Source organism: Curtobacterium sp. NPDC098951, from assembly GCF_044759965.1.
Taxonomy (GTDB): domain Bacteria; phylum Actinomycetota; class Actinomycetes; order Actinomycetales; family Microbacteriaceae; genus Curtobacterium.
The window spans coordinates 531797-552288 of sequence record NZ_JBIWAG010000002.1; the positions used below are offsets into that span (position 1 = coordinate 531797).

Genomic DNA, 20492 nt, shown 5'->3' on the forward strand with positions numbered 1-20492 from the left:
TGAGCGCATGTCAGTCGGTCTGCTCGCCATCGTCGACGACGTGCTCTCCGCGGCCCTCAAGGCCAGCGCCAAGACCGCTGGTGTCGTGATCGACGACGCCGCCGTGACGCCGCAGTACGTGCAGGGGCTGTCCCCCGCTCTCGAACTGCCGGTGGTGGGACGGATCGCACTCGGCAGCCTCTTCAACAAGTTCGTCATCATCATCCCGCTGGCGCTGCTGCTCACGGCGTTCGCCCCGGGGGTGCTCCCGTGGCTGCTCCTGCTCGGTGGCACCTACCTGTGCTTCGAGGGGGCCGAGAAGGTCACCGAGTGGTTCGGCGCCCACCACGAAGCCGGGTCGGACGAGACCGTCGCGGAACCCAAGCTCGTCTTCGGGGCGATCCGCACGGACCTCATCCTCAGCACCGAGATCATGCTCATCGCCCTCGCCGGGCTCGACCCGGACCTCGGGCTCTGGCCGACGCTCGGCGCGCTCATCGTCATCGGGCTCGTCATGACCGGGGCCGTCTACGGCGCGGTGGCCCTGCTCGTGAAGATCGACGACATCGGTCTGCAGATGATGAAGCACTCGGTCCGCCGGACCCGCCGGGCCGGCGCGCGGATCGTGCGGGCGATGCCGACGGTGTTCCGCGTGATCGGCGTGGTCGGCACGGTCGCGATGCTCTGGGTGGGCGGACACCTCGTGATCGCGAACCTCGCGGAGACGTTCTGGCACGCGCCGTACGACCTGCTGCACACGATCGAGCACGGCATCGAGGCGGCCGGGCCGGTCGTCACGTGGATCGTGGACACCGCGGTGTCGGCGGTGGTCGGACTCCTGCTCGGCCTGGTCGTCGTCGCCGTCGTCCTCGGCATCGGCCGGCTGCGGGGCCGCACGCACTGAGCGCCGGCTGCGGAGCCGCGCACGCCGAGCACGCGGTCCCCGACCGGCTCAGTTCCAGATGGCGACCCAGTCGATGCTGACGTGCCCGACCGCGCTGGCCGGGATCTTCCCGCCGTTCGTCGTCGTCTCCGCCTGCAGCGTCACGCGGAAGGCCGTCTTCGGCACCGCCTTCGTGGTCGAGGAGACGAGCTTGCCGTCCCAGTAGAACCGCACGATGCCCTTGTCCCACTCGGTCGTGGCCACGTGCCACCCCGTGCTGTCCGTCGGGGCGAAGGCCTCCTTGCCCGGCTCGAACCGCATGCCGAGGGGCGACCAGCTGCCGGGGACCGCCGACGCCGGGCGGGGCCGGGCACCGAGGTCGGCCTCCGGCCAGTCGATCTCGCCCTCGTTCCAGTCGTCGCTCGACGGCCAGAGGATCGTGGAGAACTTGTAGCCCTGCGTCTTCGTCGTCTTGTACCGGATGGACACCCGGCCGGTCGTGTGGGGCGCGTACCCGTCGGGCATGATCGCCGCGACGAGGGGCTGGCCCTTCTCGGTGTGGAGGGCGAAGTCGAGCACCCCGTCCTTGACGCTCAGGACCTTCGACGGTGCGTACTTCCCCTTGCCGGTGGTGTCCTTGAACCCGTCGTAGAGACCGATCTTCGGGTACTTCGACGCGAACTTCCCGACCGGGACGTAGCTGTCGAAGCCGGTGCGGAAGGTCTGCTTCCACGTCCGGCCGTTCGACACGACGTTCGTCTTCGGGATCGCCCGGCCGTCGGGCACGGTGGCGGTCGCCCTGGACGAGGCGGGGAGCGCTGCTGCGCCGGCCGGAGCTCCGGCGGCGAGGCTGGTGGCCGCGACGAGAGCGATCGAGAGCGCGGCGACGACGACTGACGGGGACCGCATGCGAACTGCCTCCTGTGTGGGACGGGCGTGTGGTGCGATGGCCGAGGTGCTTGTGCGTTGGAGTATCGGGCGTCAGCGTCCGGCGGTTAGCCGATTCCCGGTCTGGATGCCCCGGCACCCAGGTTCGCTGTACCCGACGTACCCGTCTACCCCTGCTCGGATCCCCCGAGCAGGGGGCACGGGACCACGCCGGACGCACGGACGGGAGGCGCGGTGCCAGCTGGCACTGCGCCTCCCGTCCGTCGACCGGTCACGCGCGACGGTCGTCAGATCTCGACGTCGCTGCCCATCGTCACGGTGCGTTCCGCCGGCAGGCCGAAGCGGGCAGCCGGGTCGGCCGCGTTGTGCGCCAGCCCGACGAAGAGCTTCTTCCGCCAGCTCACCATCCCGCGGTTCCCCGGCATCGGTCGCAGGGCACCCCGCGAGATGAAGTACGACGCGTTCGCGATCTCGTCCGGATCGATCTCGAGCACCTCGGCCAGGCACGCGGCGTGCAGTGCCTTCGGCAGGTCCTGGTCGTCCGAGAACCCGAACTTGATCGTGATGTGGTCGATGCCGTCGTCCTCGTACCCGAGGTCGTCCCGGAAGAAGGCCTTGGCGTGCGGGACGTGGGGCACGTTCGCGGTGATGACGGACACGATGACCACGGTCCGGTGCACGACGTGGTTGTGCTCGACGTTCGCCCGGAGCGCGAGCGGGGTCGTCTCCTTGTTCGGGTGCGGGAAGATCGCGACGCCCCGCACGCGCGGGATGCCCTTCGTGTTGATCTTCTCGATGAAGTCGGCGAGGGACCCCTCGCGCTCCTTGCGCTCCTCCTGCACGAGCTGCCGACCGCGGCGCCAGGTGGTCATCAGCGTGATCACCGCGAGGGCGATGAGGAGCGGGACCCACCCGCCGTGCAGGATCTTCGACAGGTTGCCGGCGAGGAACGTCAGCTCGAGTCCGCCGAAGGCGATCGCGGCGACGACGAGCTTCCACGTCTTCCACTGCCAGAGCGGCTTCACCACGAGGAGCAGCAGGAGCGTGTCGACGACGAGCGCACCGGTGACGGACACCCCGTAGGCGGTGGCGAGGCTCGCCGAGGACCGGAACGCGAGCATCACGGCCAGCACCCCGATGAACAGCAGGAGGTTGACGGCCGGCAGGTAGATCTGCCCGCCCTCCTGCCGTGAGGTCTGGCGGATGGTCAGGGGCGGCAGGAGGCCGAGCTGCACGGCCTGGCGGCTCAGCGAGAACGCCCCGGAGATGACGGCCTGGCTGGCGATGACGGTCGCCATCGTCGCGAGGATCACGACGGGGATCTGCAGCGCGCTCGGGAACAGCAGGAAGAACGGGTCCTTCGCCGCCCCCGGCTGGTTCAGCACGAGCGACGCCTGGCCGAGGTAGTTCAGCACGAGCGCCGGGAACACGACGAAGAACCAGGCCCGCAGGATCGGCTTCCGACCGAAGTGGCCCATGTCGGCGTAGAGGGCCTCGGCTCCGGTGATGACGAGCACGACCGCACCCATCGCGACGAACGTGATGTACGGGTGGGCGATGAGGAAGGCGATGGCCCAGGTGGGCGAGAGGCCCTGCAGGACACCCGGGTGCGCCAGGATGTGCGGGACGCCGGCAGCGGCGATGACGACGAACCAGAGCAGCATGACCGGGCCGAACAGGTTGCCGACCTTGCCGGTGCCGAACCGCTGCACCGCGAACAGCAGCACGAGGATGACCGCGGCGATCGGCACGATGAGGTGTTCCACCGAGGGGGCCGCCGTCTGCAGCCCCTCGACGGCGGAGAGCACGGACACGGCCGGGGTGATGACCGAGTCACCGTAGAAGAGCGAGACGCCGACGATCCCGATGACGAGGAAGATCGTCGCTCCCCCGCGCCGCTTGGCGTACAGCCGCCGGGCCAGCGCGGCGAGCGCCATGACCCCGCCCTCGCCGTTGTTGTCGGCGCGCATGAGCACGAGGACGTACTTGATCGACACGATGACCGTGATGCTCCAGAACATCATCGAGATCACCCCGTAGACGTCCTCCTGGTTCGCCTGCACGATGCCGCCGTCGATCGTGAACACGGTGCGCAACGCGTACAGCGGGCTCGTGCCGATGTCGCCGAAGACGACACCGAGCGCGGCCAGGGCGAGGGCGGCGATGCCCTTCGCTGGGCCGTGCGTTCCGGCGTCGTCGGTGGTCTCGGTCGTCGGGGTCTGAGAGCGGGTCTCGGTCACGCTCGTCACTTCCGTCTCCTCGCCGTCCGGCGACGGCGTCCTCGCCGTCGGGGCGACGGCCGCGGATCATCATCGCACCAGCGCGGCCCGGGCGCTCGCAGCGCACGCACATGCGCACGCCGGTGGGACCGGATGCGCACACCCGACGACCCTGTGCGACCCGGAATGCGGACGGACCCGGGTCACCGCACGCGTCGAGCGACACGGTCGTAGTGTCGGGGCGACACATCGGGAGGAACGATGAACTTCGACGGCTTCGACCCCGCGGGACTGATCGTCTTCTGCGTGGCGGTGGTGCTGGTGTTCGGCGGGCTGCTGTCCACGCGACGTCGGCGCTGACGCCCGGCCGTCAGGTGCCGGTCGGCCCCTGACGGTCCAGCTCGTCCGCGACCGCCCCGGCGAACGCGTCCGCGCCGAGGTGGTCGTCGGCCGTGACGGTCACCACCGTGTCCCCGTCGAAGAGCAGCATCTGCCCGTACGCGCCGTGCAGCCGCCAGAGCCGCCCGGGGCCGTCCCACCCCGCCATCGCGTGCCGCTCGTAGCCCGGCCCCGCGCCGTCGCGCTCGACCCAGTCGGTGTGCATCGCGTCGCACCAGCGGGCACCCACGACCAGACGGCCGTCGTGTTCGCCGCGGTCGCGGACGAGCCGCCCGATCCGAGCGAGCTCACCGGTGCGCATCGCGAGCCCCTCGCCCCCGGCGACGTGGCCGTTCGCACAGCGGGCCCAAGAGACGTCGTGGATGCCGAGCGGGTCGAACAGGCGACGAGACACGAACGTGCCGACGTCGCCGACGTGCGTCTCGAGCACCCGCATCGCCGTGTAGGTGCTGGCGTTCGCGTACTGGAACACGCGACCGCGTGACGGTCGCCCGAGGAACTCCAGCGCGAGGTCCGGCCAGTCGTGCAGCTCGGTCGACGACCACGGCATGTCGACGCCGCTCGTCATGGTCAGCAGGTGGCGCAGGGTGACCGCGTCCGTCCCCGGGCCGTACCGGACGTCGGGGAGCGAGACCGACACGGGCGCGTCGACGTCGACCAGCCCGTCGTCGGCGGCGATCCCCGTGGCGAGGACCGCGATCCCCTTCGCGACCGAGTGCACCTCGCGCCGGACGTCGGGCGTCCAGTGGTGCTCGGCGGTGTCGTCGCCGACCAGGACGTGCAGACCGTGGGCGGCGAAGCCCGAGGCGTCGACGTGTCGGACGAGGGCGTCGAGCAGGCTGGTCGCGGTGCGCACCCGCCCATCCTCTCGCGGACGGTGCCGACGACCCACGGGAGGCGCGGTGCGGACCCGCACCGTCCCTCCAGTCCGTCCCGCCACGGCCGTCGCCCCGCACTCGCGTCGCGACCACGGCGCCCGGGAGCGGGCGGAGCACGGCCTGGTTGGCTGGTCCCATGCCCCCTCCGGACACCGTCTCCGTCGTCGTGCCGTGTCTCGACGACGCGGACGAGCTCCGCTCGTGTCTGGAGGCGCTGGCTCGGCAGACCCGGGCACCCGACGAGGTGATCGTCGTCGACAACGGCAGCGCCGACGACAGCGTGGCCGTCGCCACCCGGTCGGGCGCGCTCGTGCTGCACGAACCCGTCCGGGCGATCACCGCCGCGGCTGCGCGGGGGTACGACCAGGCGACGGGGACCCTGGTCGCCCGGCTCGACGCGGACTCCCGCCCGGACCCCGACTGGCTCGAGCGAGCACTCCGGCACTTCGACGACGACCTGGTCGTCGCCGTCACGGGGCCGGGCGAGTTCCGCGGGCTCGGCCGGCTGGAGCGCGCGTTCTGGCGCATCGCGTACATGCGCGCGTACTTCGCCCTGATGGGGGCGGCGCTCTGGCAGCCGCCGCTCTTCGGTTCCAACATGGTCATGCGGCGTGTCGCGTGGCTCGCCGTGCGGTCGCGCGTGCACCGCACGGACCCCCGGGTGCACGACGACGTCGACCTGTCCGTCCAGTTCGATCCGGCCTGGCGGGTGGTGCTCGACCGGTCCCTCGTGATGAGCGTGTCCGGCGGACCGGTCCGCGACCTCAGGGGGTTGGTCGTCCGGACCGGCAAGGCGCTCCGGACCCTCGCGCTCGGCGGGTTCCGGATCGTGCCGGTCGTCCGGGCGGTCCGGCGATCGTCGGCGGGTCCCCGTGCGGTGCCGGTCCGGCGTCCCGAGGTCGGGCATCCGCACGCGGACGCGCTCCGCCCGGTGCGCGGATGATCTGGGACTGAGCGGTCGTACAGGCTCGTCCGCGGGCACGATGGGTGCATGGCAACGACCGACCCACCCACGACGACCCCACGACTCAAGACCTGGGTGTTCTGGCCTGCCGCCGTCATCGTGCTCGCCTTCGTCGCGTGGACGCTCATCGCCCCGTCGTCGGCCGAAGCGGCGTTCTCGGCCCTGCAGGACGGCATCGTCCGGAACTTCAGCTGGTACTACGTGCTCATCGCCGCGTTCTTCGTCGGCTTCTCGGTCTTCGTCGGCTTCAGCCGGTTCGGCGACATCAAGCTCGGCAAGGACCAGGACGAACCCGAGTTCTCGACCGGTTCCTGGTTCGCGCTGCTGTTCGCCGCCGGCATGGGCATCGGCCTCGTGTTCTACGGGGTGTCCGAACCGCTCAGCCACTTCGCGGACCCGCGCCCGGGCGTCACCGGCGACGAGGCGTCCCTCGCCCAGCAGGCCATGACCCAGACCTTCCTGCACTGGGGCCTGCACGCGTGGGCGATCTACGTCGTCCTGGGCCTCGCCCTCGCGTACGCGATCCACCGCCGTGGCCGCCCCGTGTCGATCCGGTGGGCCCTCGAACCGCTCCTCGGCGCACGGGTCAAGGGCGGATGGGGCAACCTCATCGACGTCATCGCACTGGTCGGCACCCTGTTCGGCGTCGCGACGTCGCTCGGGCTCGGCGTGATCCAGATCGGTGCCGGACTCGAGAGCGCCGGGATCGCCGAGAGCAGCACGGTCAGCCAGATCGCCATCATCGCCGTGATCACCGCCCTCACGATCGTCTCCCTCGTCACCGGCGTGACGAAGGGGATGAAGATCCTGTCGAACTTCAACCTCCTGCTCGCGGCGGCGCTGCTGCTCTTCATCCTCATCGTGGGCCCGACGCAGTACCTCCTGCGCGACTTCGTCCAGTCGATCGGCGCGTACCTGCAGGACCTCGTCGGGCTCTCGTTCACGGTGAGCGCGCAGCAGGGCGCTGCCGGTGAGGCGTGGCAGGCGGCCTGGACCACGTTCTACTGGGGCTGGTGGATGTCCTGGGCACCGTTCGTGGGCATCTTCATCGCCCGCATCTCGAAGGGCCGCACCGTGCGGCAGTTCGTCTTCGGTGTCCTGCTCGTGCCGACCGCGCTGACGATGCTGTGGTTCGCCGTGCTCGGTGGCGCGGCCATCCACCAGCAGATGAACGGCGGCGGTCTGATCGGGGCCGACGGGTCGGTCGACGTCGAGGGGTCGCTCTTCACCCTGCTCAGCGACCTGCCCGCAGGCACCGTCCTGACGTTCGGCGCGATCCTGCTCATCGGCGTCTTCTTCGTGACCTCGTCGGACTCGGGTTCGCTCGTGATGGCGATGATCGCGTCCGGCGGTGACATCGAGCCGAAGAACTGGCTCCGGGTCTTCTTCGCCGGCGTCTCGGCACTGCTCGCCGTCGCCCTGCTGCTGACCGGAGGGCTCAACGCCCTGAAGACGGCCGCGATCACCACGGCGCTGCCGTTCAGCATCGTCCTCCTGCTCACCTGCTGGTCCACGGTCATCGCCTTCACCCGCGAACGACGCGCGTACGACCGCGCCGAACGGGCGCTCCTGCTCGAACGCGTGGGCGAGTACTACGGGCTCGAGGTCGACGGCCCCGCCGACCGTGGCGTCCACACCGGGATCGGCCGACCGTGGCAGGCGCTGCGCCACCGGCTGCGACCCGCTCGCTCGTCGGAGGAACGCGGGCGGTCCGACCGCCAGGCCCGTCCGGACGTCGCGCTCGAGCCGGACCCGCTGATCCACACCGAGGCGGTCTCCCCGGATCCGGCGCTCGATCCCCGCCTCGACGTCGCGACCGCGCGCGAGGACGAGGACGAGGACGCGACGGGCGGTCGCTGACGCGACCACAGGCGGACTGGAGGCGCGGTACCGGCTGGCACCGCGCCTCCAGTCCGTCTCCGCGGACGGCGCGGCATTCCGATCGCGCAACGGTCCGGCCGACGGGCGCCCGTGCCGCCCGGGGACCGGGCAGGGTGGAGGGATGCCGACCTTCCGCATCAGACAGGGATCCGACCGGCTCGATCTCGAAGCGGTGACCGAGATGGAAGCTCGCGCCCGTGCCGTCGTCTCCGGGCGGTTCCGCGACGACCCCTCCCTCACCGTGACACTGTTCGACGGGGAGCACCCGTCGGCGGCACCCGACCCGGTCCGTGCCACCGGCGCGGTCGCGCCGCGGCTCGACGCGGCGGTGCACCGACCACGTCCGGGCATCGCGGCGCGCCCGTCCATGCGTACGACCGGCCGCACCCTGTCCGCTCCGACGCAGCTCTTGGCGCTGGTCGCACTCGTCGCGCTGCTGTTCGCGGTCGTCGCCTCCGGAGTCGCCGCGATCACGTGGCACGCCACCCGGCCGGGTCCGCTCGGTGAATGCGCACGGATCGGCCTCTGCCGGGCCACCCCACTGTCGACGGTCGAACAGCGCACCGGAGTGCACTTCCCCGACGGGACGGTCCGCATCCGGTCCTCGGCGTCCCGGGACGGGTCGTACGCGGCAGCGCTCGTCCGTCTCCCCGTCGGGTCCGACGTCCCCGCACTGGCGGGCGCGTCCTCGGCGGACGTGACCGCGAGGGCCTCCGCAGCGCTCCACAGCGCGTCGGCGACGGACCTGCGAGGACGTGTGGCAGGGCACGTCGGCGAGTACACGGGCGAGGTCGACGGACGAACCGTGGTCTTCGTCCGCTACGACACCCGGCTCGGACCGGCCTGATGACGGACGCAACGCACACCCGGATGATGACGGCGGTGGTCACCACGGGGATCGGCGGCGTCGAACGGCTCGAGCATCGACGCGTTCCCGTGCCGGCCGTCGGACCGGGCGACGTCCTGGTCCGCGTGGCCGCCGCCGGTGTGAACAACACCGACATCAACACCCGGATCGGCTGGTACAGCTCCTCGGTCCGCGACGGCACCGGCAGCGCGGCACCGCTCGCGGACGGAGAGTCCGGTGGCTACGCCGGACCCTCGCCGTTCCCGCTGGTCCAGGGCGCCGACTGCTGCGGCACCGTGGTCGAGGCGGGGTCGGCCGGATCCGAGCAGCTGCTCCGGCAACGGGTCCTCGTCCGGTCCTGCATGACCGGCCTGGCGGACGGGGTGGTTCGATGGCTGGGTTCCGACCGCGACGGCGCCTTCGCCGAGTACGTGGCGGTGCCCGTCAGCGAGGTGTTCCCCGTGGCGTCCGGGTGGTCGGACGCCGAGCTCGCCACGATCCCGTGTTCCTCCGGCACCGCCGAGAACATGCTCGAACGGAGCGGCGTCGGCGCGGGGACACGGGTCCTGGTGACCGGAGCCTCCGGCGGTGTCGGCTCCGCCGCGGTCCAGCTGGCGCTCCGTCGGGGTGCGCGGGTCATCGCGGTCGCGAGCCCGGCGAAGCACGACCGGCTGCGTGCGCTCGGCGTCACCGAGGTGATCGACCGGAACGTCGACCTCGCCGAGGCGATGGACGGCGAGCGGGTCGACGTCGCGGTCGACAACGTCGCGGGCCCCGGGTTCGGCGACGTCCTCGGCCGGCTCGTCCCCGGCGGCACCTACGTCACCTCCGGTGCGATCGCCGGCCCCGTGGTCGAGCTCGATCTGCGGAGGCTGTACCTCGACGACCTCCGGCTGATCGGCACGACGACCTGGGACGACGGCGTGTTCCCACAGGTCGTCTCCGCCGTCGAGCACGACGAGATCCGGCCGCTGCTCGCCGCGACGTTCCCACTGGACGACATCGTCGCCGCGCAGGAGGCGTTCCAGGACCCGGGGAGGTTCGGGAACATCGCACTCGTCCCGCGACGGCTGCCGAGCCGAGGGCGCACGCGCGACCGGCGCTGATCGGGTTGGACCGCGTCCAGCAGCCCCGGCGGATCATGGCACTGCCCACGACCCCCGAGCGAGAGACCGCGCATGACCACACCCTCCACCACCGACGGCCCGACGTCGTCCGGCCTCCGCGCCGGGGCGGTCTTCGCCGGTCGGCTCCTCGTCATCGCGGCCGCCATCGGACTCGCCGGGTACGTCGCGTTCGCGCTCGCCAACGTCGTCGTCCCGCTGCTCATCGGGCTCGTCGTCGCGGCACTGCTGGTCCCCTTCAGTGCGCTCCTGCAACGGCACGGCGTCCCGAAGTGGCTCGCGATCACGGCCGCGTTGCTGACCCTCGTCGCCGGGATCGCGTTCCTGGTCTTCCTCGTCGTGTGGCGGGTCAACGAGCAACTGCCCGACCTCGAGCGGCGGAGCGTCGCGCTGATCGGTACGGTCCAGGACCTGCTGCGGCACCCGCCGTTCGGACTGCCGTCGGTCGACCTCGACACGATCTCGACCGACGCGAGGACGTTCATCGAGCAGCACAGCGCCGAACTGCAGCAGGGCGTCGCGGTCGCCGGCGCAACCCTGGTCCACCTCGGAGAGGGCCTGTTCATCGTGACGTTCGTCACGATCTTCGCCCTCACCGGTGGCCGGCACATGTGGGACTGGATCGTGTCGCTCTTCCCACGTCGGGCACAGCACCGCCTGCACGTGGCGAGCGAAGCCGGCTGGACCACGCTCACGCACTTCATCCGGGTGCAGGTCGTCATCGCCGCGACCGACGCGATCGGGATCGCCCTCGGCGCGTTCCTCCTGGGCGTGCCGCTCGCCGGACCGATCGGCGTCGTCGTGTTCGTCGGCGCGTTCATCCCGGTGGTCGGGGCGTTCGCGGCCGGAGCGGTGGCGGTCCTGCTCGCGCTGCTCTTCAAGGGCTGGGTCGTCGCCCTGGTGATGCTGGGCGTCGTCGTCCTGGTGCAGCAGCTCGAAGGGCAGGTCCTGCACCCGTTCCTGACCGGCTCGGTCGTCGCGGTCCACCCGCTCGCGGTGCTCGTCGCCGTGATCGCCGGCACCACGGTCGGCGGGATCGCCGGCGGGTTCTTCGCGGTCCCGCTCGCTGCGACGGCCAACTCCATGATCCGAGCCGCGCGCGAGGGCGACCCGGACGTCGAGATCGCCCTGCCGATCCCGCGGGCCGCCGAACCGTCGTCCTGACGGCTCGGCGTGCGACCCCGCTGTCAGCTCGCGGTGCCGGTGCCGGTGCCGTCGTGACGTCGACGCTGCAGGAGGTCCGCGGTCCGCACGAGCCGCAGCGCGGTCACCAGGACCACGCCGCCGATCACGTTGAACAGGAGCGTGTACCCGAACCACGCGAGCCACTGACCGTACGTGATGGACGACCCCGCCAGGATCGCCCCGAACACGAGCAGCGAGTCGAGGATCGAGTGGAAGAGCTGCAGCCCCGAGAGCAGGAAGCCACCGACGACGGCGGCGACGATCTTGGCCGGATCGGAGTCCGTCCCCTGCTGCATCCGTGTCACGAGGGTGATGGTGCTGCCGCCGATCACCGCGAGCACGGCGGTCTGCAGGCCGAACGGCGCGTCGACGTAGTGCCGGGCGGACTCCTCGAGCACCGTGTGCCACTGCGGGAACGCCTGGACGACGAGCCACATGAACAGCCACCCACCGGCGAGGTTGCTGAGCAGGGTGCCGACCCACAGCCGGACCAGCTGTCCGACCGTGCCCTCGCGAGCGATCAACGCGGTGATGGGCAGCAGGAAGTTCTCGGTGAAGAGCTCGCTGTGCGCAAGGTACAGGGCGATGAGTCCGACGCTGAACGCGAGACCGGCGAGCAGGTGGCTGTCGGTCTCGTGCAGCACCGCGAGGTAGCCCATGACACCAAGCCCGATCTCGAGGCCGCCGGCGAAGCCCGTCGTGAGCACCACCCGTGTGGTGCGCTGGAGCCGCTCGGCACCCTCCTCGACGATCGCGGTGAACGACTCGTGGATCTCGTCCTCGACCGGGGCGTCGCTGTCGCCCAGTTCCCTGCGTCGCTCGTCGTTCACCTGCCCGAACGTAGTCGCCGGTCCGTCTCGTCGCCGCGTCTGGGACGCCAGGCGCGGTGCAGGTGAGCCGATCGACTCCACCCGCACCGCGCCTGGCGCAAAGGGCCCCCGGGCGCCGCGTCAGCTCCGGAGGAACGCGAGGATGTCCGGGTTGACGACGTCGGCGTGGGTCGTCAGCATGCCGTGCGGGTAGCCCTCGTAGATCTTGAGCGTCGCGTCGCTGAGGAGCTCCGCCTGCTTGAGCGAGGCGTCTTCGTACGGCACGACCTGGTCGTCGTCGCCCTGCAGGACGAGGACGGGAACGGTGATGGCGCGCAGGTCCTCGGTCTGGTCGGTCTCCGAGAAGGCCTTGATGCCCTCGAGGTGCGCGAGGGCGCTGCCCGTCATGCCCTGACGCCACCAGTTGGCGATCACCGGCTCGGACGGCGTGACGCCGTCACGGTTGAAGCCGTAGAACGGACCGGAGGCGACGGCCTGGAAGAACTCGGCACGGTTGGCGGCGAGCGCCTCGCGGAACCCGTCGAAGACCGAGATGTCGGTGCCGTCGGGGTTGGCCTGGGTCTTGACCATGAGCGGCGGCACCGCCGCGACGAGGACGGCCTTGGCGACCCGGCCCTGCGGCTGGCCGTACCGGGCGACGTAGCGGGCGACCTGACCACCGCCGGTGGAGTGGCCGATGTGGATCGCGTCGTGCAGGTCGAGGTGTTCGACCACGGCGGAGACGTCGCTCGCGTAGTGGTCCATGTCGTGCCCGGTCCCGATCTGCGACGAGCGGCCATGGCCCCGACGGTCGCTGGCGATGACGCGGTAGCCCTCGGCCAGGAAGTACAGCATCTGCGCGTCCCAGTCGTCCGAGGACAGCGGCCAGCCGTGGTGGAACACGATCGGCTGCGCGTCGGGGTCCCCCCAGTCCTTGAAGTAGATCTCTGCACCGTCGTCGGTGGTCACGTATCCCATGGTCGTCTCCCTGTGTTCGATCGTGGTGGTGTGTGGGTGCTCGTTCGTCAGTCGCGTTCGCCCGCGGTCTCGCGGACGGCGGTCTCGATGACGTCGGCGACGTCCGCCGGGTGGGTGTGCATCACCAGGTGCGGAGCGGGCAGCTCGACGACGCCGCGGAGGCCGGCGCGCTCGTAGCCGAACCGTTCGACGTCGGGGTTGATCGTGTGGTCGTCCGCCGAGACGATGCCCCACCCCGGCGTGGTCTTCCAGGCGGCGACCGATGCCGGTTCGCCGAACGCCGCACCGCTCAGCGGGCGCTGCGACACCGCGAGGACCGCCGCGGTTCCCGGATCGACGCCCTCGGCGAAGACCGGCGGGAACGCGTCGATCTTCACGGACACGTCGGTGCCGTCGTCCGCCCCGGCGATCGGGTAGGGCGTGTACACGAGGTTCGCGGCGAGGTCGGAATCCGGGAAGCCGCCCTGCAGCTGTCCGAGGCTCTCGCCCTCCTCGAGGACGTACCCGGCGACGAAGACGAGTCCGACGACGTTCTCGGCGGCACCCGCCACCGTGACGACCGCCCCGCCGTAGGAGTGCCCGGCGAGGACCACGGGACCGTCGACCGCCTCGGCGACGGCGCGGATGGAGGCGGCGTCATCGGCGAGGCTGCGGTTGTAGACCGGCGGCACGATGACGGTGTGGCCGCGGTCGAGGAGCTCCCGGGTGACCGGGGCCCAGCTGGCGGCGTCGGCGAAGGCGCCGTGCACGAGGATGATGGTGGGCGATGGCATGGTGTGGTCCCCTCCCCGATGGTGCGGTCCGCTCGCTTCTGATCGGACGGTCAGGCACCATGGTGTTGCACCTCATGGAACGGCAACCCGGGGACCCGACACCAGGAAGAAAGCATGAAGAAACCCCGCGTCGACACAGATCCCGATGACTGACCCGCTCGGTGTGCGGTTCCGCCGCCACCGACTCACGGCGGGCCTCACGCTCGAAGCGCTCGCGCACGCGTCCGGGATCAGCGACCGGACCATCAGCAACATCGAGCGTGGCATCAGCGCGGCGCCACAACGACGGACCCTCACCGCCCTCCTCGACGCGCTCGGGCTCCCCGAACACGAGCAGCAGGCGATGCTCAGTCTGGCGCGCGCGCCGCGCATCGCGGCTGACGGCTTGCTCCGCTCCGCGATGCTCGCGCCCGCACTGGTGACGGACTTCACCGGTCGACCCGACGTGATGCGAGCTGTCGCCGAGTTCCTCGGTCGTCCCGCCACTGACCTCGCTGCGCCGATCCTCGTCATCTGCGGGCCCGCCGGTGTCGGCAAGACGACCCTCGCCCTCGAGGCGCTGAGCCGGCACGGGTACGACACCGGCAAGCGCGCCTTCGTCGACCTGAACGGCATGCACTCGCTCCCCCTGTCGCCCCTCGACGTGCTCCAGTCGCTCATCGCGCAGACGTCGGAGATCCGCGACATCGCGACACTCGACGAGGCCATCACCGAGTGGCGACGCATCACGGCTCGGGAGCGGATCGCCGTGGTCCTGGACAACGCTGCGAACGAGGAGCAGGTCCGTCCCGTGCTCGCCGCGACGAACACCGTGGTCGTCGTCACGTCCCGCCGCAGCCTCGCCGGCCTCGTGAACGTGCACCGTGTCACCCTCGAACCGCTCGACCGCGCCGAGAGCGTGCAGCTGATCGGTCGGATCGTGCCCGCGTCGCAACGCACCGACGCCGATGCGGATGCCCTCGCCAGCGCGTGCGGTGACCTCCCGTTGGCGCTCCGGATCGCCGCGAACCGCGTCGCCGCGCAGCCCCGCTCCACCGTTCGAGACTTCCTCGACACGATGACCGCGCGGCGCGACCCCCTCCGCGCGCTGGTCGCCGGCGACCTCGCCGTCGAGCCGGCCCTGACGCTCTCCTACGGCCACACCGATGCCGCGTCACAGCACCTGTTCCGCAGCCTCGCGCTCATCGACGGAGCCACGTTCGACGCGGACCTCGCCGCAGCGGCAGCGTCCGCCGACGTCGACGAGACCGCCGAGCGCCTCGACGAGCTCACCGACCTCGGACTGGTCGAGGCGCGCGGCGGGAACCGCTACCAGCTCCACGACCTCGTCCGGCTGTTCGCCGCGGCGCTCTCGCGACGCGACGAGCCGGCCACCGCACGGCAGCGACGGGCGCTCCGGCACTGGGTGCTCGCCACCGCGCAGAACGCCGGGCTGTGGTTCGAACCCGACCGCGAGCCGGATCCCGCCGCCCCCGGACGCCACTTCGACTCCGCCGAACAGGCTCGGACGTGGCTGCGCATCGAGGGGCCGCAGTGGGCGAGCGCGGTGACCCAGGCCTTCGCGCTCGGCGAGGACCGGCTCGTGCTCGACGTCGCCGAAGCCCTGCACTGGTTCTCCGACACGTGGCCCGCGTGGGACCTCTGGCGGATCCTGTTCCTCACGTCGGCCGACGCCGCCGAGCGGTCCGGTACCGACCGGGACGTCGCCGTGCACCGGGGCTACGCCGCGTGGCTCCACCTCACCCAGGGCGAGTTCGACGTCGCCCTGCGCGACGCCCGACGCGCCGTCGCCGCGGCGGACCGGACCGACGACGACAAGGAACGGGGATGGGCGTCGTTCTACCTCGCCTGGGCGCACGGACGCCTCCTCGACCACGACGCCGCGCTGCGCGAGGCGAGCCGCGCCATGGAGCACCTCACGCGCGCCGGTGACGAGGAGGGCACCACCCAGGTGCTCGCGATGATCGCCAACTTCCTGATGCACACCGGCGACCTCGCCGGCGCGGCCCGGCACTACGAGGACGTCCTCAGGCTCCTCGAACGCCGCAGCGGTTCGGTCCCGCCGAACCTCGTCCTCGTGACCGGCGTGAACACGAGGGCCCTCCTCGCGAAGGTCCTCAACCGCGACGGGCAGCCGGCGTACGCACTCGAGACCATGCCCGGGGTGATCGAGGAGGCGACGGCGGCGCAGTTCCCCGACGGCCTCGCTCGCGCACACCTCGAGCTCGCCCACGCGTTGCACCTCACCGGGCGCTCCGGCGACGCCGGAGTCCACCTCGAGATCGCCGACCGGACCGCGACGGAGCACCGTCTCCTCGGGGTCATCCCCGAGATCGAGAAGCTCCGGTCCGGATGGAGCGGTTCCGACGTGCCGGGAGATCCGACGCCGACCGGTCCGTGACCTGCGTGTCGGGCGGGTCGACGGTCGGCTCCGATCCTCACTCGACGATGGAGACGACGACCTTGCCGCGGGTGCCACCGCGACGGGCTGCCTCGACCGCCGCAGGGGTCTCGGCGAAGGGGAAGACCCGGCCCACGACCGGACGGATGATGCCGGCGTCGACGAGGTCGGCGATCTCCGACAGCTGCGGACCGGATGCGCGCATGAAGAGGAACGAGTAGTCGACTCCGAGTCGTCGCGCCCGTCGTCGGATCGCAGCGCTGATGACGCCGATCACCGTCCGGAGCACCGGGTTCAGCCCGGCGGCCGCGGCGAAGGTCGGGTCGGGCGGTCCGACGATGCTGACGGCGGTGCCGCCACGACGGAGGACCGTGAGTGAACGCTCGAGGTTCTTCCCGCCGACGGTGTCGACCACGACGTCGAAGTCGGACAGGCGCTCGGCGAAGTCCTCCGTCCGGTAGTCGATGACCTCGTCCGCGCCGATCGAGCGGAGCCACTCGGCGTTCGATCCGCTCGCGGTCGTCGCCACGTGGGCACCCAGGTGCCGGGCGAGCTGGATCGCGATCGACCCGAAGCCTCCGGAGCCGCCGTGGATCAGGACCCGGTGTCCGGGCCGGACGTGCGCACGCTCGACGAGCGCCTGCCACGCGGTCAGCGCCACCAGGGGCAGCGAGGCCGCCTCGGTCATGCTCACCGCGGTCGGCTTGCGCGCCAGGTCCGCCTCGGCGACCGCGATCCGCTCGGCGAAGGTCCCGATCCGGTGGTCACGGACACGTGCCATCACGGCGTCGCCCACGGCGAACCTCGTGACGGCCGACCCCACCTGCTCGATCACGCCGGCGACGTCGTGCCCGAGGACCAACGGCGTCCGGTAGCGCAACAGCGCCGTGAACTCGCCGTCGGCGATCTTCGCGTCGAGCTGGTTCACGCCCGCCGCGTGCACCCGCACGAGCACGTCACGTGCGCCGACGGTCGGCTCGCTCACCGTCGCCGCGTGGATCGGCGTCTTGTACCGGTCGATCTGGAACGCCTGCATCGTGTTCTCCGTCCTCATTTTTCTGAGCGTACTCATTTCCGATCACACTCGCAACTGAGTGCGATGCGGGAGGCGGTACGATGCCCGCATGAGTTCTTCGGACACGGCGCCGGTCGGCCGTCGCGAGCGGAACAAGCAGGAGAAGCTCGCCCGCATCACCGCGGCAGCGTCCGACCTGTTCGACCGGATGGGCGTCGACGAGGTCACGACACAGCAGATCGCCGACGCCGCGGACATCGGCACGGGCACGCTGTTCCTCTACGCGCGCAGCAAGGCCGAGCTCCTCCTCCTGGTGCAGAACGCCCACTACGAGGACGCAATCGCGACGGGGCTCCGCGCCTCCACCTCGGACCTGACGACCATCGATGCCGTCATGGCGCTCATCGAACCGGTCGTCGTCTGCAACCGGCGGCACGTCGGCAACGGCCGCACCTACCTGAAGGAACTGATCTTCGGGGACCCGACCGAGCCGTTCCACCAGCGCGGACTCGAGCTCATCCAGCAGGTCGACCTCGCGTGCGCCGACGTCCTCCGACGGAACGGCTCCTCCGACGACGATGCCCGCGTGCTCGCGCAGACCGTCTCCGCGGTGCTGTTCGTCCACCTGGCGTCACCGGAGCGCACCGACGCCCCGACCGACGCGGTGCTGGACGCGATCCGCCGGAACCTCGACCTCGTCCTGCCGGTCCGGGGGGCCTGAACCCCGACCGGGAACCTCCACCAGCGGCGGAGGATCGAGACCGCCACCGGGACGAGTGTCCCCCCGAGCTCCGCCTCCAGGATTCGAACCCGGACCTAACGGCACCAAAGGCCGTCGTGCTGCCATTACACCAAGGCGGAACGCGCACGGAGGCGCCAGACCATCCTCCCATGACGCGGCGACTGGTCGTGCAGCCCCGGCTTCCGCCAAGATGGTCAGATGCCGCATGAGGACGAGGTCGACCGCATCGTCGCGGCGTGGGGTCGCGAGCGCGCCGACCTGGACTTCGGTCCGCTCGAGGTCCTGTCCCGCGTGGACCGGCTCGCGCGGCACCTCGACCGTGCCCGACGTGCCGCGTTCGACGCCGGGGACATGGAGCCGTGGGAGTTCGACGTCCTGTCGGCGCTGCGGCGGGCGGGCGAGCCGTACGAACTGAGCCCGAAGTCACTGCTGCAGCAGACGCTGGTGTCGAGCGGCACCATGACGAACCGGGTGGACCGGCTCGCGGCGCGCGGGCTGGTCGGCCGGCGCACGGACCCGAGGGACGGCCGGGGCATCCTCGTCTCGTTGACGGCGAAGGGCCGGGTCGCCGTGGACGCGGCGATCGCCGACCTGCTGACGGCCGAGCGGGACATCCTGGCCGGGGTCTCCGACGACGAGCAGGACCAGCTCGCCGGACTGCTCCGTCGGCTCATCCTGGGGCTCGGGGACTGAGCCGTCCCCGCGGCGAGACCGGGCGTAGTCTCCGGCCCATGCACGCGATCACCCTGGCCGTCGCCGACGTCGCACGATCGGCGGCGTTCTACCGCGCACTGCTCGGCATCGAGGGCAGCGGGATCATCGGCACCGAGTACCCGTCGACCGAGACCGAGGCGGGCGGCACGACGGCGATGTTCACCCTCGACGACGGGCTCATCGTCAGCGTCTACGGCCGCGACGACATGGTGAAGGACTCGGGTGTCGACCTCGCCGACGGCCCTGCGGCGACGATCGGGCACTTCGTCGAGAGCCAGGCCGACGCCGAGGCGTTCCTCGACCGGGCCCGGGCCGCCGGCGCCACGATGCTCGCGCCGCCGTACACGCGCCCGTGGGGGATGTGGTCCGGCTTCTTCCAGGACCCGGACGGCCACCTGTGGGAGGTCGTCGCGAACCCCGGCGGCGGTGCACCGTCGGAGGCACAGCCGGCCGAGTAGACCGTCTCAGACCCCGAGCTGCTCCGCGACCTCGAGCCAGCGCTCCTCGAGCTGCTCGATCTCGGCCTCGTGCGCCGCGAGCTTCGCCTGGAGCTCCCCGAGACCCGCGTAGTCCGACTGGTCGTGCGTCGCGAACTGGTCGAGCAGCTTCTTCCGGTCGTCCCCGACCTTCGCGATCTTCCGGTCGAGCGCCGACATCTCCTTCTCGGCGGTCCGCCGCTCTGCGCCGGACAGGCCGGAGGCGGCCGCAGCGGACGCGCCCGGACCGGCCGGCGCCGTGGACCCGGCCACGGGACCGGCCGAGCCGGTCCCGCCTGCGGTGTCGGGCCTCCCGGCTGACGCGGCGGCAGCCGCAGACGCGGTCCCGCCACCGGTGCCGGCTGCACGGAGTCGCATGTACTCGTCGACGCCACCCGGCAGGTGCCGCAGGTGGCCGCCGAGGACGGCGTACTGCTGGTCCGTGACGCGCTCGAGCAGGTACCGGTCGTGGGAGACGACCAGCAGTGTGCCCGGCCAGGTGTCGAGCAGGTCCTCCATGGCGGCGAGCATGTCGGTGTCGAGGTCGTTGGTGGGCTCGTCGAGGATGAGCACGTTCGGCTCGTCGAGCAGGATGAGCATGAGCTGCAGGCGGCGCTTCTGCCCACCGCTCAGGTCCTTGACCGGCGTCGACAGCTGCGCCGACGTGAAGCCGAGGCGTTCGAGCAGCTGCGACGGCGTCATCTCCTTGCCGTCGGCCACGTAGCTCGTCTTCTTGCGGGCGACGACCTCGCGCACACGGTCGTCGGCGAACTGCGCGAGGTCGGCGAGCTGCTGGTCGAGCACCGCGACCTGCACGGTCTTGCCCGTCTTCACGCGGCCGCTCGTGGGCTGGAGCCGTCCGGACACGAGACTCAGCAGGGTCGACTTGCCGGCACCGTTCGGACCGAGGATGCCGGTGCGCTCCCCCGGCGCGATCCGCCACTCGATGCGGTCCAGGATCTCGGTGCCGTCGAACGAGACGCTGACGTCGAGCAGGTCGACGACGTCCTTGCCGAGGCGCGCGGTGGCCGTCTTCGCCAGGGCGACCGTGTCGCGGATCGGCGGCACGTCGTCGATGAGGGCGTTCGCCGCGTCGATGCGGAACTTCGGCTTGCTCGTACGGGCCGGGGCGCCGCGGCGGAGCCACGCGAGCTCCTTGCGGGCGAGGTTCTGCCGGCGCTGCTCGCTCGCGGCGGCCTGCCGGTCGCGCTCGACGCGCTGCAGGATGTACGCCGCGTAGCCGCCCTCGAAGGGGTCGACGACGCCGTCGTGGACCTCCCACGTGTCGGTCGACACGGCGTCGAGGAACCAGCGGTCGTGCGTCACGACCACCATGC

18 protein-coding genes and 1 tRNA gene are annotated in these 20492 nt (G+C 71.3%); 10 read left to right on the forward strand and 9 right to left on the reverse strand.

Annotated features, from left to right (window positions below; all coding sequences use genetic code 11):
• Positions 1-7: 7 nt before the first annotated feature.
• Positions 8-883 (forward strand): DUF808 domain-containing protein, encoded by an 876-nt coding sequence (locus ACIQUC_RS07160; protein WP_402264888.1) that lies wholly within the window; start codon positions 8-10, stop codon positions 881-883.
• Positions 884-931: 48 nt separating this feature from the next.
• On the opposite strand, the gene ACIQUC_RS07165 is transcribed toward ACIQUC_RS07160, so the two are convergent.
• From ACIQUC_RS07165 to ACIQUC_RS07175, 3 genes are all read right to left on the reverse strand, one after another.
• Positions 932-1771, reverse strand: coding sequence for a glycoside hydrolase family 16 protein (locus ACIQUC_RS07165; protein ID WP_402264891.1), 840 nt, complete (start codon positions 1769-1771; stop codon positions 932-934).
• Positions 1772-2037: 266 nt separating this feature from the next.
• The gene (locus tag ACIQUC_RS07170) at positions 2038-3999 is read right to left on the reverse strand and encodes a potassium transporter Kup (protein ID WP_402264894.1); all 1962 of its coding nucleotides are present in this window, start codon (positions 3997-3999) and stop codon (positions 2038-2040) included.
• A gap of 340 nt (positions 4000-4339) precedes the next feature.
• Positions 4340-5224, reverse strand: a complete 885-nt coding sequence (locus tag ACIQUC_RS07175; RefSeq protein WP_402264897.1) for a serine hydrolase domain-containing protein — start codon at positions 5222-5224, stop codon at positions 4340-4342.
• A 158-nt stretch (positions 5225-5382) separates the two neighbouring features.
• On the opposite strand from ACIQUC_RS07175, the gene ACIQUC_RS07180 reads away from it, so the two are divergent.
• The 5 genes from ACIQUC_RS07180 (at position 5383) to ACIQUC_RS07200 (ending at position 11226) form a co-directional block, all read left to right on the forward strand.
• Positions 5383-6189 (forward strand): glycosyltransferase family 2 protein, encoded by an 807-nt coding sequence (locus tag ACIQUC_RS07180; RefSeq protein ID WP_402264900.1) that lies wholly within the window; start codon positions 5383-5385, stop codon positions 6187-6189.
• Positions 6190-6237: 48 nt separating this feature from the next.
• Positions 6238-8070, forward strand: a complete 1833-nt coding sequence (locus ACIQUC_RS07185; RefSeq protein WP_402264903.1) for a BCCT family transporter — start codon at positions 6238-6240, stop codon at positions 8068-8070.
• 142 nt (positions 8071-8212) lie between these two features.
• Entirely contained in the window at positions 8213-8938 is a 726-nt protein-coding gene (locus ACIQUC_RS07190) for a hypothetical protein (RefSeq protein WP_402264906.1), read from the forward strand.
• Positions 8938-10044: a zinc-binding dehydrogenase gene (locus tag ACIQUC_RS07195; protein ID WP_402264908.1), complete on the forward strand. Its 1107-nt coding sequence runs from the start codon at positions 8938-8940 to the stop codon at positions 10042-10044. The genes ACIQUC_RS07190 and ACIQUC_RS07195 overlap by 1 nt, the downstream gene beginning before the upstream one ends.
• A gap of 72 nt (positions 10045-10116) precedes the next feature.
• A complete protein-coding gene (locus ACIQUC_RS07200; protein WP_402264911.1) occupies positions 10117-11226 on the forward strand; it encodes an AI-2E family transporter in 1110 nt (369 codons plus the stop codon).
• Between the two features lie 23 nt (positions 11227-11249).
• Here the strand turns inward: ACIQUC_RS07200 and ACIQUC_RS07205 are convergent, their stop codons facing one another.
• The 3 genes from ACIQUC_RS07205 to ACIQUC_RS07215 all read right to left on the reverse strand — a co-directional run bounded on the left by ACIQUC_RS07205 (position 11250) and on the right by ACIQUC_RS07215 (position 13807).
• A complete protein-coding gene (locus tag ACIQUC_RS07205; protein ID WP_402264914.1) occupies positions 11250-12077 on the reverse strand; it encodes a formate/nitrite transporter family protein in 828 nt (275 codons plus the stop codon).
• A gap of 120 nt (positions 12078-12197) precedes the next feature.
• Positions 12198-13034 (reverse strand): alpha/beta fold hydrolase, encoded by an 837-nt coding sequence (locus ACIQUC_RS07210; RefSeq protein WP_402264917.1) that lies wholly within the window; start codon positions 13032-13034, stop codon positions 12198-12200.
• A gap of 47 nt (positions 13035-13081) precedes the next feature.
• Positions 13082-13807, reverse strand: a complete 726-nt coding sequence (locus ACIQUC_RS07215; protein WP_402264919.1) for an alpha/beta fold hydrolase — start codon at positions 13805-13807, stop codon at positions 13082-13084.
• A 145-nt stretch (positions 13808-13952) separates the two neighbouring features.
• Between ACIQUC_RS07215 and ACIQUC_RS07220 the strand changes: the two genes are divergently transcribed.
• Complete coding sequence (locus ACIQUC_RS07220; protein WP_402264922.1) at positions 13953-16208, forward strand: helix-turn-helix domain-containing protein; 2256 nt, start codon at positions 13953-13955, stop codon at positions 16206-16208.
• Between the two features lie 37 nt (positions 16209-16245).
• On the opposite strand, the gene ACIQUC_RS07225 is transcribed toward ACIQUC_RS07220, so the two are convergent.
• On the reverse strand, positions 16246-17244 hold the full coding sequence (locus tag ACIQUC_RS07225) for an NADP-dependent oxidoreductase (RefSeq protein WP_402265701.1): 999 nt from the start codon (positions 17242-17244) through the stop codon (positions 16246-16248).
• Between the two features lie 88 nt (positions 17245-17332).
• On the opposite strand from ACIQUC_RS07225, the gene ACIQUC_RS07230 reads away from it, so the two are divergent.
• On the forward strand, positions 17333-17944 hold the full coding sequence (locus ACIQUC_RS07230; RefSeq protein WP_402264925.1) for a TetR/AcrR family transcriptional regulator: 612 nt from the start codon (positions 17333-17335) through the stop codon (positions 17942-17944).
• Between the two features lie 68 nt (positions 17945-18012).
• On the opposite strand, the gene ACIQUC_RS07235 is transcribed toward ACIQUC_RS07230, so the two are convergent.
• Positions 18013-18084, reverse strand: a tRNA-Gln gene (locus tag ACIQUC_RS07235).
• 79 nt (positions 18085-18163) lie between these two features.
• Here ACIQUC_RS07235 and ACIQUC_RS07240 point away from each other — a divergent pair.
• Both ACIQUC_RS07240 and ACIQUC_RS07245 read left to right on the forward strand, forming a co-directional pair.
• Complete coding sequence (locus tag ACIQUC_RS07240) at positions 18164-18658, forward strand: MarR family winged helix-turn-helix transcriptional regulator (RefSeq protein WP_402264928.1); 495 nt, start codon at positions 18164-18166, stop codon at positions 18656-18658.
• Positions 18659-18696: 38 nt separating this feature from the next.
• Positions 18697-19137, forward strand: a complete 441-nt coding sequence (locus ACIQUC_RS07245) for a VOC family protein (RefSeq protein ID WP_022908104.1) — start codon at positions 18697-18699, stop codon at positions 19135-19137.
• 6 nt (positions 19138-19143) lie between these two features.
• On the opposite strand, the gene ACIQUC_RS07250 is transcribed toward ACIQUC_RS07245, so the two are convergent.
• Entirely contained in the window at positions 19144-20490 is a 1347-nt protein-coding gene (locus ACIQUC_RS07250) for an ABC-F family ATP-binding cassette domain-containing protein (RefSeq protein ID WP_402265703.1), read from the reverse strand.
• Between the last annotated feature and the right edge of the window lie 2 nt (positions 20491-20492).

Coding starts and splice junctions, on each gene's coding strand:
- ACIQUC_RS07160 (WP_402264888.1), top strand. CDS start 8: ATGTCAGTCGGTCTGCTCGCCATCGTCGACGACGTGCTCTCCGCGGCC.
- ACIQUC_RS07165 (WP_402264891.1), bottom strand. CDS start 1,771: ATGCGGTCCCCGTCAGTCGTCGTCGCCGCGCTCTCGATCGCTCTCGTC.
- ACIQUC_RS07180 (WP_402264900.1), top strand. CDS start 5,383: ATGCCCCCTCCGGACACCGTCTCCGTCGTCGTGCCGTGTCTCGACGAC.
- ACIQUC_RS07185 (WP_402264903.1), top strand. CDS start 6,238: ATGGCAACGACCGACCCACCCACGACGACCCCACGACTCAAGACCTGG.
- ACIQUC_RS07190 (WP_402264906.1), top strand. CDS start 8,213: ATGCCGACCTTCCGCATCAGACAGGGATCCGACCGGCTCGATCTCGAA.
- ACIQUC_RS07195 (WP_402264908.1), top strand. CDS start 8,938: ATGACGGACGCAACGCACACCCGGATGATGACGGCGGTGGTCACCACG.
- ACIQUC_RS07200 (WP_402264911.1), top strand. CDS start 10,117: ATGACCACACCCTCCACCACCGACGGCCCGACGTCGTCCGGCCTCCGC.
- ACIQUC_RS07210 (WP_402264917.1), bottom strand. CDS start 13,034: ATGGGATACGTGACCACCGACGACGGTGCAGAGATCTACTTCAAGGAC.
- ACIQUC_RS07215 (WP_402264919.1), bottom strand. CDS start 13,807: ATGCCATCGCCCACCATCATCCTCGTGCACGGCGCCTTCGCCGACGCC.
- ACIQUC_RS07220 (WP_402264922.1), top strand. CDS start 13,953: ATGACTGACCCGCTCGGTGTGCGGTTCCGCCGCCACCGACTCACGGCG.
- ACIQUC_RS07225 (WP_402265701.1), bottom strand. CDS start 17,244: ATGCAGGCGTTCCAGATCGACCGGTACAAGACGCCGATCCACGCGGCG.
- ACIQUC_RS07230 (WP_402264925.1), top strand. CDS start 17,333: ATGAGTTCTTCGGACACGGCGCCGGTCGGCCGTCGCGAGCGGAACAAG.
- ACIQUC_RS07240 (WP_402264928.1), top strand. CDS start 18,164: ATGCCGCATGAGGACGAGGTCGACCGCATCGTCGCGGCGTGGGGTCGC.
- ACIQUC_RS07245 (WP_022908104.1), top strand. CDS start 18,697: ATGCACGCGATCACCCTGGCCGTCGCCGACGTCGCACGATCGGCGGCG.
- ACIQUC_RS07250 (WP_402265703.1), bottom strand. CDS start 20,490: ATGGTGGTCGTGACGCACGACCGCTGGTTCCTCGACGCCGTGTCGACC.